Annotated in this window: 14 protein-coding genes and 1 other RNA gene; 2 read left to right on the forward strand and 13 right to left on the reverse strand. The window is 40.6% G+C overall.

Going from position 1 to position 16,583, the window contains the following annotated elements:
- Positions 1–90 precede the first annotated feature (90 nt).
- The 6 genes from rnpB to ACQKN3_RS07680 form a co-directional block, all read right to left on the reverse strand.
- Positions 91–474, reverse strand: an RNA gene (gene rnpB, locus ACQKN3_RS07655) — RNase P RNA component class B.
- Positions 475–537: 63 nt separating this feature from the next.
- Positions 538–837 carry a cell division regulator GpsB gene (gpsB, locus tag ACQKN3_RS07660; protein WP_079528712.1) on the reverse strand — a complete coding sequence of 100 codons (300 nt, stop codon included), beginning with the start codon at positions 835–837 and terminating at the stop codon, positions 538–540.
- 100 nt (positions 838–937) lie between these two features.
- Positions 938–2,200 (reverse strand): ribonuclease H-like domain-containing protein, encoded by a 1,263-nt coding sequence (locus ACQKN3_RS07665; RefSeq protein ID WP_427710609.1) that lies wholly within the window; start codon positions 2,198–2,200, stop codon positions 938–940.
- 4 nt (positions 2,201–2,204) lie between these two features.
- The gene (locus ACQKN3_RS07670) at positions 2,205–4,481 is read right to left on the reverse strand and encodes a DEAD/DEAH box helicase (RefSeq protein ID WP_427710611.1); all 2,277 of its coding nucleotides are present in this window, start codon (positions 4,479–4,481) and stop codon (positions 2,205–2,207) included.
- Positions 4,474–4,839, reverse strand: a complete 366-nt coding sequence (locus ACQKN3_RS07675) for a YppE family protein (protein ID WP_251688815.1) — start codon at positions 4,837–4,839, stop codon at positions 4,474–4,476. Before ACQKN3_RS07675 ends, ACQKN3_RS07670 begins: the two co-directional genes overlap by 8 nt.
- 108 nt (positions 4,840–4,947) lie before the next feature.
- Entirely contained in the window at positions 4,948–5,178 is a 231-nt protein-coding gene (locus tag ACQKN3_RS07680; RefSeq protein WP_251688817.1) for a molecular chaperone, read from the reverse strand.
- A 181-nt stretch (positions 5,179–5,359) separates the two neighbouring features.
- Between ACQKN3_RS07680 and recU the strand changes: the two genes are divergently transcribed.
- Positions 5,360–6,043, forward strand: coding sequence for a Holliday junction resolvase RecU (recU, locus tag ACQKN3_RS07685; protein WP_251688818.1), 684 nt, complete (start codon positions 5,360–5,362; stop codon positions 6,041–6,043).
- Positions 6,030–8,723: a PBP1A family penicillin-binding protein gene (locus ACQKN3_RS07690; protein WP_251688820.1), complete on the forward strand. Its 2,694-nt coding sequence runs from the start codon at positions 6,030–6,032 to the stop codon at positions 8,721–8,723. Before recU ends, ACQKN3_RS07690 begins: the two co-directional genes overlap by 14 nt.
- Positions 8,724–8,813: 90 nt before the next feature.
- Here the strand turns inward: ACQKN3_RS07690 and ACQKN3_RS07695 are convergent, their stop codons facing one another.
- From ACQKN3_RS07695 to dinG, 7 genes are all read right to left on the reverse strand, one after another.
- The gene (locus ACQKN3_RS07695; RefSeq protein ID WP_427710615.1) at positions 8,814–9,161 is read right to left on the reverse strand and encodes a YpoC family protein; all 348 of its coding nucleotides are present in this window, start codon (positions 9,159–9,161) and stop codon (positions 8,814–8,816) included.
- The gene (gene nth / locus ACQKN3_RS07700) at positions 9,158–9,820 is read right to left on the reverse strand and encodes an endonuclease III (RefSeq protein ID WP_251688824.1); all 663 of its coding nucleotides are present in this window, start codon (positions 9,818–9,820) and stop codon (positions 9,158–9,160) included. The genes ACQKN3_RS07695 and nth overlap by 4 nt, the downstream gene beginning before the upstream one ends.
- A gap of 18 nt (positions 9,821–9,838) precedes the next feature.
- Positions 9,839–10,570, reverse strand: a complete 732-nt coding sequence (locus ACQKN3_RS07705) for a DnaD domain-containing protein (RefSeq protein WP_427710617.1) — start codon at positions 10,568–10,570, stop codon at positions 9,839–9,841.
- 84 nt (positions 10,571–10,654) lie between these two features.
- Positions 10,655–11,950 (reverse strand): asparagine--tRNA ligase, encoded by a 1,296-nt coding sequence (asnS, locus tag ACQKN3_RS07710; RefSeq protein WP_251688827.1) that lies wholly within the window; start codon positions 11,948–11,950, stop codon positions 10,655–10,657.
- Positions 11,951–11,982: 32 nt separating this feature from the next.
- A complete protein-coding gene (locus ACQKN3_RS07715; RefSeq protein WP_251688828.1) occupies positions 11,983–13,176 on the reverse strand; it encodes a pyridoxal phosphate-dependent aminotransferase in 1,194 nt (397 codons plus the stop codon).
- 13 nt (positions 13,177–13,189) lie between these two features.
- Complete coding sequence (locus ACQKN3_RS07720) at positions 13,190–13,672, reverse strand: DUF5590 domain-containing protein (protein WP_251688829.1); 483 nt, start codon at positions 13,670–13,672, stop codon at positions 13,190–13,192.
- Between the two features lie 76 nt (positions 13,673–13,748).
- Positions 13,749–16,535 (reverse strand): ATP-dependent DNA helicase DinG, encoded by a 2,787-nt coding sequence (gene dinG / locus ACQKN3_RS07725; protein WP_427710620.1) that lies wholly within the window; start codon positions 16,533–16,535, stop codon positions 13,749–13,751.
- Positions 16,536–16,583: the final 48 nt, after the last annotated feature.

The following is a 16,583-nucleotide window of genomic DNA, read 5'->3' on the forward strand; positions in this document are numbered from 1 at the left end:
TTTTATATTTATAATAATTTTTTCTACTAAGAAAGGCTCTCCACAAAAGAATGGAGAGCCCTTTTATATGTTCAAAAAAAAGCATCAATAATCAATAAGCCATGTTTTGTTCCTAAGTACTCAAGCAGCTTGCGCCTCGTACGACTAGGTAGTAATCATCTATCTACGGCCAAGCTGACCGTCCCTCCATCCGTTCAATTCCTTCAGGAGAGTGCCCCTACCATAATTTGGGTTTCTCACTCATGGGGTTTACCTCGTTCCACCTCATAGTTTTCACTATAAGCTCCGTCACTGTGGCACTTTCAGGAAGTTTCGTCCGTATCTAAAAGACTTAGGAGTTCCTTCCGCCGTCAAGAGAAATTCTCTTGCCTTACCTTATTTTTTCAGTAAGCACGAACACTACGGGCATCGCAGCACCGTGTGAGCATGGACTTTCCTCTACGACCTTAAAAGTCGCAGCGATTACTCGAATATTGATGTATGAATAAAGTATACTGCAATAATAGAAAAAAAACAATATTCCCATGAATAGTTTAACTATTCGTAAAGCTTACTCCCGAAAACATGCTTCTCCAAGTTTGAAAGTCGCTTTAAAATATCGAAGTTTGTACTATTCGCTGTTGGAGCAGGAGCTACCGCCGATTTGCGGCTTGAGTTTGCCAGCTCTTGCTTTAAGCGCTCGTTTTCCTCTTCTAAAGAAGCAATCTTTGCAGTAAATGTGTCATAATCTTCACGAATCAGATCCAAAAATTGATCCACTTCGTCAATGTTATAACCTTTCATACTCTTTTTAAATTCTTTTTCCAATATATGGTCAGCTGTTAATTTAATATCCATTATTCCTCGTCCTTCCATCACGCTACTTCTTTGATTTATTATAGCATAGGTCTGACAAATGGGACGACTACATATGTTCTAGTTGTCGAAAAATTTTTCATTATTTGTCGAAAAAATTTTTATTTCTTTTATTGGCCAAACGACTAAGCCTTTTCTGCCAATTTCTTTGCTGATTTTGCAGCTGTGATTCTTTTTGAAAAGGGATTTCAGGAAGTAAATTATTCCCTATTTCCGTATAAATGTATGCCTGCTCGTAGTCTTTTAATTTATGTTCATATAGCATTGCCAGTTGTTCGTATGCCTGCAGCTGTTTTCTGACAGGGATGGCCGGAAGTGCTGTTTGGAATGATTGGATCGCTAAATCCGTTTCTCCAATCCGCTTTAATTCAAATGCCAAATAAAAATGTGCATAACCGGTATCTTTTGTTTCGAAATGTACCGTCACTGCCTGTAGTATTTCCGTACTTGTTTGCCGCTTTTTCAAATCGCCAAACCATTTTCCGATATTCGTATACGTAGTTGCCGACTCCGTTGATATATCATCAAACAATAAATTCGTCGAATGAATATACAATGTAATCAGCGACAGTAAATCCCATTCATTATGCAACAGTACTTTCATCAGCGTTTCCGCATTCCCGCTTTTGACCGCATCAAAATATATAATCGGAGCCAAATGACCCGGTATATCCCCGATTCGGTAAAACCCAAGCTTATCCTGTTCAACTTGGGTAAGCTTCATGCGTGATAAATCGTCTTTCCAAAGTCGTTTCGTACTATGCAGCAAATCAATTTGCCGCTGTGATTTCAGCGGCGGCAAAAATTGCTGGTTCAATGTCCAGCGCACTTGAAGCTGCGGCCAGTCGAAACTTTTTCCGTTATAGGAAACAATCGTTACATTTCGCTGCCATAGCTCTGATTCAAACAGTAGTGCCGCTTCATTCGAAGGGTCCGCCAATACATATTGTGTGAGCGTAAAACCTTCATCATTTGCTTCCAGGAAACCAAGTAAAAAAATATGGGTACCCGCGCCTTTTAAACCGGTTGTTTCTGTATCAAAAAACACGATCGTTTCATCACCGCTAATGGCAAACGGATGATCCTCAGCTTGGGACTTCCAGCGCTTTAAGGAAGGAAACAATTCCCCAAGCTTGTAGTCACCGTGCTGATAATCAAATGGATAATGCACTTCCCGTTTAAAAAGCATGCCGAATTCATTTTCTACCAGTTCAAGCCCTTCCTGTTGCCATTGTTCGCTATATAAAGGCGGTTCAGGTTTGATGAATTTTGGTTTCTCTTTTTTTTGCTCCGTTTTTTTGCCTAGCAGTTTTTTCATTTGCAATAGCTTATTTTCATACGACATGTTCTCACATCATTTCGTTGATTAAAATATTTAACACTTTCATAACTTGTTTTTTGTTTTCTCCCAAACTATCCTGCGCACCAATGCATGAAGGACAACCTTGCTGACACGGACAGTTCTCCACATGCTGAGCTGTTCTTTCAAGCAGCGACAGTAAAACATCGTACACACGTTCACTTAAACCGATACCACCAGGATAACTGTCATAAATAAACAATGTCGGTTTTTCATTATGAACCGCTTTTACTTGCGGGACTACCGACACATCCGACCGGTCACAGTGGATGAATAACGGGATAAAGCTTCCCATTGCATAGGCAGCTCCTGTCAGCGCATCGGTCAGTTGTTCTTCCGTCCAGTTATTCGGCAACTCAAAGCTCATCCATGTCGCATTTGTATGCATTTCCATTGGAGGAATCGTAATCGGACCAGATCCGATATTATCATGTGTATTAAAACGGATTTTCTTAAAAATGGTCGGAATAGCTAAGATACTTACATCTCCGTAACTTACTGTCGAGTTTTTATATGGGGCCGATTTATCTTCACTTAGCACCTTCAGCTCGACAGCCAAATTTGCATCTGTAAAGTAGTCGACATCCACTTCCCGAACGAATGCCTTTTTCTCTTCCCAATCGAGTTTTTCGACCTGGAACTGAATACCTTGATGCAAATAGATAGCTTCTTCATGTAAAAGAGTCATTGCACTGTACGTATCCATTTCACCGATTACTTTCGTATTGGCAGGTGTTGAGATATCGATAATGACAACATTTTCCTGTGCAGCTGAACGCAGTGAAATTTCATGTGCCGGGAATCTGTCGCTCATCCAATGCCATTTCGTGCTTGTACGGACAAGAACACCCTCTTCTTCTAAATAGGCTAATAGTTCCTGAACTTCATATTCCCCATACGTATCTTCCATCGAAAATGGCAGTTCGAATGCCGCACATTTTAGATGCTCCATTAAAATTAACAGGTTTTCCGGATTAATACGCGCTTCTTCTGGTGAACTTCCTAATAGATAACTAGGATTTTGGACAACATATTGATCCAATGCCGTTGATTGCGCAACATAAACAATGAGCGCCTCGTCCTGACGTCTTCCTGCTCTGCCCGCTTGCTGCCACGCACTCGCGATATTCCCTGGGTAGCCTGTCATAATACATGCCTGTAATTGGCCGATATCAACACCCAATTCAAGTGCATTCGTACTAACGACCATCTGTATTGATCCTGTTCGTAAGCCTTTTTCGATTTCCCGCCGTTCACTCGGCAAATAACCGCCACGATATCCTTGAATCGATTCGTCCATAATTTTTTTCGATGTTAACGACTTTAAATACGTCACGAGCATTTCCACACGAACTCTTGATTTCGCAAAAATAATCGTTTGTATGCCCGCTTCAAACAAGCGCTTCGAAATATCGCGTACTTCGAGCACTGCGCTCCGTCTAACTCCAAATGTCGGGTGGACGATCGGCGGGTTGTAAAAAATAAATGTCTTCTTCCCGATAGGCGCACCTGATTGTTCGATCAGCTCATGCTTACTGTTTGTCAGGCTTTCCGCTAGTTCTTTAGGGTTTTTGATTGTGGCACTCGTACAAATAAAAATCGGATTGCTTCCATAAAATTCGCAAATACGCTGAAGTCTTCTTATAACATGCGCGACATGTGAACCGAACACGCCTTTATACGTATGTAACTCATCAATGACGATATACTTCAAGTTTTCAAAAAGGGATACCCATTTCGTATGGTGCGGTAAAATGCCTGAATGCAGCATATCGGGATTTGTCATGACAATATGGCCGGCTTTCCGGATTTTTTGGCGAATGCCTGGTGCAGTATCTCCATCATATGTGTAACTCAAAATATCCTCATCCATCAGTTCAATCAATTCATTAAGATCTGATTTCTGGTCCTGTGCAAGCGCTTTTGTAGGAAACAAATAAATAGCGCGACTTGAGCGATCTTCTAAAATTTGCTGTAAAACCGGCAGATGGTAGCAATACGATTTTCCCGAAGCAGTCGGTGTAATCGCAGTAAAATGCTTTTGCTGTTGTGCATAGTCGAATGCTTGGCGCTGATGGATATAAAGCTGCTCAATACCGCGCCCATGCAATGCTTTAATGATCGATGGGTGTAAATTAGACGGAAAATCTGCATATTGGGCCTGCTTTTCATCAATCGTATGCATGGCGACAATATTTTGCTTCATTTCCTCATCATATTGCCACTCGTCGACAAGCTGCGAAATGGTTCTTTTTTTGCTAAGCATCGTCTTCACCTTCCTCAACCTTTGTTGCGAGTAGCTTTAATGTATATTGGGCAGATTGGATCGATTGAATAAACCGTTTTTTGCTCGTTCCTTTAAAGAAAGACTGTACAACAAATTGCTCCATTGCATCGGCTGCGTGGTCAATTTGTTGTACATATAAATTTTTTGGGTGCTGGCTTTTTATCCAATTTGTCGCATGCTGCTGCCATTCGTGAATACGTGTATGGACTTCATCGACATGTGGCTTGACCTCATTAAAGAAATCCGGCTCCTTGTCTAAACGTCGCATTTCATGAAAACGGTGTAAACACGCATCACATTCTTCTATTAATTGGTATGTTTCATCTATTAATTGCATAAAGAGCACCTCGAGTAATTTCATCTGTTTTAACCTTGTAGCGTAAAATATCATAGTTCGCTACAACAGCTACTTTTTTATTAATTTATTCATCTTTGCCCATTCAGGCTAAAGTATATTTGTTCTTAAGTGTATCAAATTCTCATCGTTTGTACTACTCATATGCGAACAGGCATTCTTTACTTGACTCTTTGTTTCTGCTAAGCTAACTTTTTGATAAACTGTGAGTAGATTGGTTAAATGCTCCACTTTCATTCTTAATTGTTCGCGTTCCATTTGCAATGATAATAATGTTTGTGCCATTTCTACTTGTTCGATTAAGCGTGATAATTTCGACATATAATGCCCCCTTTTCACAATGATTCTTTCTTTTTCCACGGAATCCTTGTCATGTGGCAAAAATAGTGTCCATTCGCTAAAAGAAGTTATATTTTGCATAGCTTTTACAAAATTATTAACGGGTACATTGTTTGTGATACACTATTAAAGTATTATTTCTTCCAGGAAAGAAGGTGATTCCATGGTGATTCGTTATCCAAACGGTAAACTCTATGAAAGTGCGCCAAAGATTGAGAAAAAAAAGGAATCCGCTAAATCTCAATCGGTTGCTAAAGAAAAAAATAAAAGAGCCGTCAATTACAGTAACCGTGGAAAAAGCTTAGAAGATGACCTAAATGAAACAAATATGTTTTATTTACATAGGAATATGGCAAATATACACAAGAAACCTGTTCCTATACAAATCGTCAAAGTAGATTATCCGGCTAGAAGTGCTGCTGTTATTAAAGAGGCTTATTTCCGCACCCCTTCAACGACGGATTATAATGGCGTATGGAATGGATATTACATTGACTTTGAAGCAAAAGAAACGGATAGTAAAACATCCTTTCCATTAAAAAACATTCACCCTCACCAAATGGATCATATGCATTCCGTGACAAATCAGCGAGGAGTTGCGTTTTTCATTGTACGATTCAGCACGTTAAACCGTAATTTTGTCATTTCGTATCATGCTGTGGCAAAATGGTTTTCAGCAATGGATGAAGGGGGAAGAAAATCTATACCAATCGCCGTTTTTGAGCAGGATGCCATCGAAATTTCCGAAGGCTATTTACCAAGGCTCGATTACTTACAGGCGGTAAAAAAGTTAATCGCAAACAATAATGTTTGTGAAAGTGAGGAGAAACATCGTGACGGAAAATAGAAAAACACGCGAACAAATTAAGCGCGAACGTCAACAAAAAAACAAAAAATCCAGAAAACCGAAAACTTCTGCAGGGAAATGGATTAAGCGCATTGTCTTAGCAATCGTTTTAATTGGGGTAATTGGTTTCTTAAGTGGTGCCGCATTGTTTGGCTACTATGTAAGCAAAGCACCTGAACTGGATGAGGATGCATTAAAGGATCCGATTTCATCGGAATTTTATGATATAAATGGAGAACTTTTTGCAACAATTGGTGCAGAAAAACGAAATTATGTAAAATATGAAGATATTCCACAGCAAATGATTGACGCGATTATCGCAACAGAAGATGCACGATTTTTTGATCACTTCGGTGTTGACTTGTGGCGCCTTGGCGGTGCCGTACTTGCCAACTTCCGTGATGGATTTGGTGCTCAAGGTGCGAGTACAATTACACAGCAAGTTGTAAAAAACTCATTCTTTACCAATGAGAAAAAGTTGGAGCGTAAAGCGCAGGAAGCTTGGCTCGCAATTAAGCTGGAACGTCAATATAGTAAAGAAGAAATTTTTGAAATGTACTTTAATAAAATCCTAATGTCAGGTAGAATTCATGGCTTTGGTACAGCAGCAAAAGAATTTTACGGAAAAGAATTAAGTGAATTATCATTGGCTGAATATGCTCAATTAGCAGGGATGCCGCAAAGTCCGAACAATTATAACCCATACAAAAAGCCGGACCGTGCAAAAAAACGCCGTAATATCGTTTTAGGCTTAATGGTTCAGCACGGGAAAATTACCGAGGCTGAAGCGGAAAAAGCGAAAAAGGAACCTATTACTGGCGGGCTCATTCCTGAAGAAGAGCGTGTAGCAAACAGCACAACGAAATATCCTGCATTTTTGGATGTCGTTTTAGCAGAACTCGAAAAAAATGGAGATAGCGAACTGACTTCCGAAGGGATCAAAGTTTATACAACGCTAGACCCAAAAGCACAGACGATTGTAGAAGATTTGATGAACAATGACAGCAACTTCCCTACTGAAGAGATGCAGGCCGGTGTTGCAGTCATCGATACACCTACAGGTGAAATTCGTGCAATTGGCGGCGGACGCAATTATACAGGTGAGTTTAACTATAACTTCGCCTACGATATGACAACCCGCCAGCCTGGTTCGACTTTAAAACCTTTAATTGATTATGGTCCTGCCATTGAATATTTAAAATGGTCGACTGGTCAAACAACGGTCGATGAAAAAATTACGTATTCCGGTTCAGATCAAGTTATCGGGAACTGGGACGGCCGCTATTTAGGTACGATGACAGTACGTGAAGCACTCTATACATCACGAAATATTCCGGCAGTGAAGACTTTCCGTGAAGTTGGTCCGGAACGTGCTAAAGAGTTTTTAGGCAATTTAGGTATTGAGTCAAGCGGATTGACAGAATCCGAGGCTTTAGGTGGAGGACGCGTCAATATTTCTCCTGTCCAAATGGCCGCTTCTTATGCAGCATTCGGCAACAACGGTACTTATAATAGTCCGCATGCCATTACTAAGATTGTTTTCCGTGATGGAAAAACATCAAAATCGTTTAAACCGGAATCCAAAAAAGCAATGAGTGATTATACCGCTTATATGGTAACGGATATTTTACGTGATGTAGTTAGTAACAAACGCAATGCCTCTGCGACACGTGCGATAGTATCAGGCGTTGATATCGCCGGTAAAACAGGTACAACAAACTATGGCTCAGATGAATTTGAAAAGTTCAATTTAAAGAGTGGCTCAGTACCGGATACATGGTTTGCCGGGTATACAACAAACTACTCAATCGCTATTTGGGGCGGTTATTCACAGCGTAAAGATGCCATTACAACATGGGAAGAGCGCTGGTTGCCACAAACATTGTTTAAATCGATCATGACGGATTTAAATCAGCATAACCCGTCGTCATCATTTAAACAGCCAAGCAGTGTCGTATCGGCTTCGATTGTTGTCGGATCGAATCCATTAAAACTGGCGAATGAATATACACCAGCTACACAAAAAGCAACAGAGCTGTTTGTTAAGGGAACCGAGCCAACTGAGTATACGCAGGAATTTGTACCTCAAAATCTAGATTCACCTACTAGTTTACAAGCGGCATACAATGAAGCAGCACAACTAGCAGATGTTTCCTGGTCACATTCTTCACTTGACGGTTCCGGTGAAGATACAGATCCTGTTACATTTGAAGTATCGATGAAAGTTGATGGCGGTCCGGCAACGGTCATTTCTACGACAAGCGCAACCGCAATTCAAGTACCTAACATCGAACGAGGTAAAGAATATACATTTACAGTTACAGCCATTTCGGGTGATTTACGAAGTGATCCGGCAAGCGTTGCATTATTCGTCGAAGGCGATGCGACAACAGAGCCAGAAGATCCGAATGACTCCATTGAAGATCCGAATGAAGCAGAACAACCGGAACAGCCTGGTAACGGGAACAACAATGGGAATAACGGCAATGGCAATGGCAACAACGGGAACGGGAATGGAAACAATGGAAACGGCAATGGAAATGGAAATAACGGCAACGGCAATGGCAGCGGTAATACTGTAGAGCCGGATGAGTCCGACCCTGATCCATCAGTACCGAACCAACCAAACCCTCCTACTTCGGGCGGCGAAACAAGGCCTGAAGACTCAGAAGAAGATTAAACTAAAAAACATCAATTTTTCTCACAAGGAGAAAAATTGATGTTTTTTTCTTTTTTATTTAAGTTGAAAAATAACGATTGTTCGGTTATTTTACTTTTTCATTCTCAGCCTTGCGCAGCGCTTTTTCGTTTCTTTATAAAGTTCGTCCAATTGACGATAGCATGCATATTGCCCTGGACGAGCTTTTATAAACTGCAGTCGTTCCATCCCGTTGATTGGCATGAGCTCATACTCGCTTTGCACTGAAAACGGTATATCTGTAATAGAACCGTTTACAATAAACTGTTCAAAATGTTCGATTCCTTCTACCATGAATTGCTGTGCTGATCCGTCACGTCGTTCATGGGCTGCGTGAATCGTTTCACGCATTGTCTCCCATTCACCGTACCAAGCGTCCACCACTTCTTTTGAAATTGCCTCTTGTTGAACTGAAATCATCCTATTTTTACCAAACCTTTTTTCAAACGTTTTTGCCCTTCCCGACAGTCATCCAATAACGGACATGACCCGCAGCCGGGATTTTGCGCTTTACAATGATAACGACCAAAGAAAATAATTTGATGGTGTGCACGGCTCCATCGTTCAATCGGCGTTTTTTTCATGATTGTTTCTTCTACTTCCAGCACACTGTCTTTCCAACGACAAAGCCCTAATCGCTTCGAGACACGCTCTACATGCGTATCGACAGCCATCGCAGGAATATCAAATGCAACCGACAAGACAACATTCGCTGTTTTACGGCCGACACCTGGCAATGTGACAAGATCTTCACGAGATGCCGGAACTTCCCCGCCATATTCATTTAACAGACGTGCACATAATAATTGAATATTTTTCGCTTTATTCCGGTAAAGGCCAATTGAACGAATATCATTTTGCAGTTCCTCAAGCGAAACGTTTAAATAATCCTGCGGAGTTTTATATTTTTGAAATAATTGTTTCGTCACTTTATTGACGAGGACATCCGTACATTGCGCAGATAATAATGTCGCAATCGTCAACTCAAACGGATTGTCATGCACTAATTCACAATGTGCATCCGGAAACATGCGATCCATCTCATCTAAAAAGTGATTCCATTTTGCTTTTGTTAACATAAAAGTTTTGGTGTCCTCCTATTCTCGCTCCTCTAACCAATTATAGAAAGAAACTTTTTCCGTTTTCTGAACTGTTTCTTGCTGATGTACCGGTTGAATCGGTGCTGCGGCCATCGTATTTTTCCGGTATTGCTCACTATGTTTTTCAATTTGTGCGAGTGTTTTTATGTTGCGCTTCTTCCACTCGATCAAAATACGGTCAATGTAGCGTAAGTTCACTTTATCAGCAAGTACCGCTTCTTTTAATGCAGCTTTTATAATTTCAGGACTATGCTGATCCAAGTCCATCCACATACCGATTGTTTCAATTTCCATTGGAGAAAGCAGGCGTCCCAGCTCTTGTTCAAACAGCTGAAAAATTTTCGCCTCGTCCAATTTGTTGGCAGTTGAAACCTGTTGTTGTGCTTTTGATTGCAGCAGATCCAGCAGTCTTTCCCATAAAGGATAAATCGAATATTTCTCGGCAAGGCGTCCAGACTCATCAGTGCTTTGAGAAATTTCGACATATCCTTTTTGCATTAAGCGTTGAATTATTTGAGAAATAGCCGTCAATTGGAAATTTGTCCGCTGCATTAAATCATTTGGTGTCGGAAAGTCGATTCCTTCCTGTTCGAACGTTAATAAATGTAGAATGATTAATGCTTCGTCATCTTGTATATTTAGTTCGCTATAATGTTTAAAATATAATTGTGGAATAGTAATTTGTAATTGCTCCGTCCAAACGCGGATTCGATTAAAATTTTTAGACATAGTTGAATCCCCCTTTGTGCGCTCGTAACGACAAAACGCCCGGCAAAATTCCGGACGTTTTCTCGTTGTATAAATTAAAATTAATTATGGATATAAACGGTTTAATAAACGTGGGAACGGGATAGATTCACGGATATGTTCTGTTCCGGAAATCCATGCAACTGTACGCTCTAACCCTAAACCGAAGCCTGAGTGAGGTACTGCACCTTGTTTACATAAATCTAAATACCATGCATATGCATCCATCGATAAGTTATGTTGTTCTAAACGAGATTTCATTAATTCATAATCATAAATACGTTCAGAACCACCGATAATCTCACCATAGCCTTCAGGAGCGATTAAGTCTGCACATAAAACGACATCATCGCGCTCTGGGTGCGGCTGCATGTAGAACGGTTTAATACCGATCGGGTAGCATGTGATAAATACTGGTTTGTCGTAATGGTTGGCAATTGCTGTTTCGTGTGGTGCACCGAAGTCATCACCCCACTGGATATCATCAAAGCCTTGCTCATGTAAGAACTCGATCGCTTCATCATAAGAAATACGCGGGAATGGTGCTTTCACGTTTTCCAGTTTTGATGTATCACGGCCTAGACGCTCTAAATCAAGCTTACAGTTTTTCAGTACAGATTGTACGATATGAGATACGTATTGTTCCTGTACTTCCAAGCTTTCATCATGCTCTACAAATGCCATTTCAGGCTCGATCATCCAGAATTCGATTAAGTGACGACGTGTTTTAGATTTTTCTGCTCGGAATGTAGGACCAAACGAGAATACTTTTCCTAATGCCATTGCAGCAGCTTCCATGTAAAGCTGACCAGATTGAGATAGGAATGCGTCTTCATCGAAATATTTTGTATGGAACAGCTCTGACGTACCTTCAGGTGAAGAACCTGTTAAGATTGGCGGATCCATTTTTGTAAAGCCATTTTCATTGAAAAATTCATATGTTGCGCGAATAATTTCGTTACGTACTTTCATGATTGCATGTTGTTTACGAGAACGTAACCATAAGTGACGGTTATCCATTAAAAATTCTGTACCATGCTCTTTTGGTGTAATTGGGTAGTCTTTAGCAGGACTGATTACTTCGATACCTGTAACATTTAACTCAGCACCGAAAGAAGAACGCTCGTCCGCTTTAACTTCACCAATAACATACATCGATGTTTCCTGTGTCATGCCTTTAGCTACTGCGAATAGTTCTTCGCCCACCTCTGCTTTTACAACTACACCTTGCGCAAAGCCCGAGCCATCACGTAACTGTAGGAAAGCTAATTTACCGCTAGAACGTTTGTTAGCTAACCATGTACCAATCTTTACTGTTTCGCCAATATGATTTGGCATATCTTTAATCATAATTTTTTTCATAAAGTCCTCCAAAGCTTATGTTGCAAGGACGCTTAATCTTGCCATTTTGCTTTAACAAAGGCATCGATTCGGCGAACTGCTTCTTCTAATAATTCTAAAGATGTCGCATACGATAAACGTATTGTCGCTGGTGCACCAAATCCTGAACCTGGAATGACCGCAACATTTGCTTCTGTTAATAGTGCCGATACAAAATCGTCCACTGAAGTATAGCCTGTTTTCTCAGCTGTTTCCGAAACATCCGGCAATAAGTAGAAAGCACCTTGTGGCTTTAATACTTTCACACCAGGAATTGCTGCTAATTTCGGGAAAATCGCTTCTAAACGTGATTCAAACGCTTGTCTCATCTTTTCTACTGCATCCTGCGAGCCGTTATATGCTTCAATCGTTGCATATTGTGCTGTTGTTGTTGCATTTGAAGTAGAGTGAGATGCTAAATCCGTCATCGCTTTAATGATTGTCGCGTCACCAGCTGCATAGCCAATGCGCCATCCTGTCATAGAGTGAGATTTTGCAACACCGTTCACAACAATTGTACGTGCTTTCACTGCGTCTGAAACTTCCGCAATTGAATAATGTTCTATTCCATTGTAAACAAGCTTTTCATAAATTTCATCTGAAACGATTAAAATATCCTTTTCTTCTGCCACTTGTGCAAGCTCAGCCAATTCTTCCTTCGAATAAATCATACCAGAAGGATTGGACGGCGAGTTAATAATCACCGCCTTTGTTTTCTCTGTAATGGCATTACGTAGTTGCTGTGCTGTAATTTTAAAATTCTGTTCCTGTGTTCCTTCCACATATACAGGAACACCGCCAGCAAGCTTCACTTGTTCAGGGTAAGATACCCAGTAAGGAATTGGGATAATTACTTCATCGCCCTCATTTAAAATAACTTGGAACAATGTATACAGAACGTGTTTTGCTCCGACACCAACGATTATCTCATTTGCTTTGTATGTAAGATTATTGTCTCGAGCCAATTTATCAATAATTGCTTTCTTTAAAGCAGGTAAACCTCCAGCCGGTGTATATTTTGTCAGTCCAGCATCCATCGATTGTTTTGCTGCATTTAAAATATTCTCCGGTGTATTAAAGTCCGGCTCCCCTGCACCTAAACCAATTACATCAATACCTTGCTCCTTTAACTCTTTCGCTTTAGCTGTAATCGCTAAAGTAGAAGATGGTGTTAAAGTTTTTACACGATTTGCCAACAATTGTTTCATGTTGCTCTCTCCTCTACAAATTCAATATGCGTTTCCACCATTGCCCATCTTCAAATAGAAGATAGACATAATTCAAGCTGCCGGATTCATTTTTATAGGTAATTTCCCATACTGGACCCGGCTCCTCGAATCCTAACTTCATATGAAGAATCTCTTTCGCAGCAGTATCTTCCTGAAAAACAGACAACGCCTTTTCTTCAGTGATGCCATCTGCTAAAAATACTTCCTGCATTGAATTCTCATCTAAACTCATCGGGACGAAGACTGCCTTTTCCTTCCCATACTCATCCACTCCGAAAACAGTGACATATGGCTTATTCCCATTGTAAACATAGGAATCATCAACAACAGCAAGTGCTTTCGTATCCAGCGCAAAACTTTCCGCCTTTTGTTCTATTTCACTAAACGGTGCATTGGCCTTCCAAAATACGAACACTGAAATAACAAGCGACAAAGATAAAATAAAGACAACCGAAAAGATAATCCAGTTTTTCATAACTGCACCTTGCAATCCGATGTATTTGTATGTTGTTTAAAGTTTTGTTTCATTTTTGTCAACCTGCTTTCCTTCCTCATCGTTTTTCATTATACCAATTTCCTAAGCTTTGCACCATACTGTGTAGAGGCAGTTTTTGTATAGAAATTGGCGGTAATGACTCGATAAACTGTTGTCCGTATGATTTCGTTTCAATCCGTCGATCCAAAACGATAAATACCCCTTTATCATGGCTGGAACGAATTAATCGGCCGAATCCTTGCTTGAACCGGATAATGGCATCCGGCAGGGCCAGTTCTGTAAAGGAATTTCGCCCTTGCTGCGTTATATAATTAGCCCGCGCTTTAAACGCAGGTTCTTCCGGTGAAGAAAACGGCAGCCTTACAACAATGACCGCAGACAGACCGTCGCCCGGTACATCGACCCCTTCCCAGAAGCTGTTCGTTCCGAATAATACGGAATGATTAAACTTTTGGAAAGACTTTAATAATCGCATACGGCTTCCGGATGTCACACCTTGCGCAAAAATCATATAGTCGCTTAACAATTCACTTTCCTGTATAAGGTTGACTGTTTTACGCAGCATGTCCTGTGACGTGAATAAAACAAAGCATCTTCCATTCGTCATGCGCACTGTATTTGTAACGGCATGTGCAACCTCTTCGATATACTCAGACTGTGAAACGGCCTGAATGTCAGGCATGTCATTGACAATATACACTTCTGCCCCGTCATAATAACTCGGGTCCGCATGCAGCTTTTCAATCGGGATCGTCGGATTGATCCCAAGCTGGTTCGTAATAAAACGCTCATTACTTGGTACTGTTAACGTACCGGATGTCCAGACGATGCCGCTTTTTTCACGGATCGGATCAAAAAGTTTCCTGATCGTTGATGTCACTTCAATCGGTTTTTTATAGAGCTGGATACTGCCCGGTACACTGCGCTGGTCCAGCTCAAGCCAGCATGAATAGTCAGGATTTTCACTTAAAAATACATCGTCCCATTCTGCCAGTTTTATTGTAAACTCATTGACGATATACTGCCATTGCTCAATTAAATATTCATGCTCCGGTGCAAGCTCTTCCACACTTGAAGTAAACTTCCGGATAAGCTCGGTCGCTTCATCCACCCATTGCTGCACAGTGAGTGAAACTTTCATTAAAACTTCACGACCTAATTTCAATTCAGAAATGAAAACTTCGATTTTCTGAAGTTGCTTAGTCTGGTGATGATGCGCTTCTTTCACTCCTCGAAGCAATGCCGTCATTGCCGTATCAAATGCATTGACCATTTGAATATAGCGCTTTTCCAGCTGATCAAGTGTTTGATAATTCAACAACTGTTTTTTTATTGCCACTCGACGGATTTTATAAAATAGCTGTTCATCTTCCTGTATACCAATTTGTCCAAATAAATATTTCCAATTCATATAAGTGAATATTTTTTCGTGCTGATTGATTGCAGCTTGTATAAACTGATGGGCCTCATCGATTACCCAGCCGCCTAATGAATTAAAAATCTGTTCATTGCGTACAAGATCACTGAGCAGCATCGCATGGTTTGTCACAATAATGTCCGCCTGGCGACTATTTTGAATTGCACGTGAATAAAAATCATAAAGTGGCATTGTCGTTTTCGGCAATGCGGTCTTTCGGATTTTATCAATGAGCAGCTGGCCACCACCCGACACATTCAGTTCACTTAAATCACCCGTCTCCGTTTTCGAAAGCCAGATAAGTGTTTGCAGTACTGTAAATGTCTGATCATATGAAACATCCTGTGTCTTAAGCTCTTTCTCGAATTTTTCGACGTCGATATAATGATTCATCCCTTTTAACAAGGTCATTTTAATCGGCTGGCCAAGCGCCTGTTCCAATATCGGAATATCATTTTGCATAAGCTGATCCAGCAAATGAGAAGTATACGTACTGATTCCTATTTTCAGATTCGTTTTCTTAGCATAATAAATCGACGGCACTAAATAACCCATTGTTTTTCCGATTCCCGTTGATGCTTCAATGACATGTTCCGCCTTTGCGTTGAATGCATGCCATATGCTGTCCATCATTTGAAACTGCTGCGGGCGCTCTTCAAAATCGGGAATCCCTTTTAATAATAAGGCCATCTTTTCATCTGTTGTTTGCGGGTAAACAAGTTCATCTCCATCACTTTTTGGCGTCGGTGCCATTTTGCGGATGGCGATTTTACGGTAAAAGACATGCCCTTCATCCGTTATTGCTTTATTGCGTTTAATGACAAGCGCATCAAAAAACAGCTGGGACAAGTCTGTTCTCAAACGGAAAGAACGTTTATGCAATTGCTCCAAAGTAACGAGCGGCAATGTTAACAGCTCTTCCCAACAACGTTTAAGCAGGTACGCTGTCGCGAGTGCATCGTCATCCGCGCGGTGTGCACTTTGCAGCTCGATATGAAAATCATTCGCTAAATCCGATAATTTGTAGCTTAACGACATCGGGAACAAAATTTTAGTCAATTCAACCGTGTCGATTTTCTTTCCGTGCCATTTCGATATTCCGGCACGGTTAAACTCCGCCTGTAAAAAGTTCAAGTCAAAATCTGTATTATGGGCTACAAATACAGCCCCTTCAAGCAGCTCATAAATATAATCCGCATGCGCTTCAAATGGTAAAGCATCTTTTACATCTTCGTCTGTAATATTAGTTAAATCCTGTATAAATAACGGAATCGGTTTTCCCGGATTAATAAATTTAGAATATTTTTTAACGATTTCCCAACCTTGCATAATGACAATGGCGATTTGAATCATACGGTCGCCGCTTGCAGGGGAATGCCCTGTTGTTTCAATGTCCACAATCGCATATTTTTGACTTTCCTTCATTTTTCTTCAACTCACAGTTCAAGTAATATAACGGCATTTTATCATACT

Source organism: Solibacillus sp. NPDC093137 (assembly GCF_050280445.1).
Classification (GTDB): domain Bacteria; phylum Bacillota; class Bacilli; order Bacillales_A; family Planococcaceae; genus Solibacillus; species Solibacillus isronensis_B.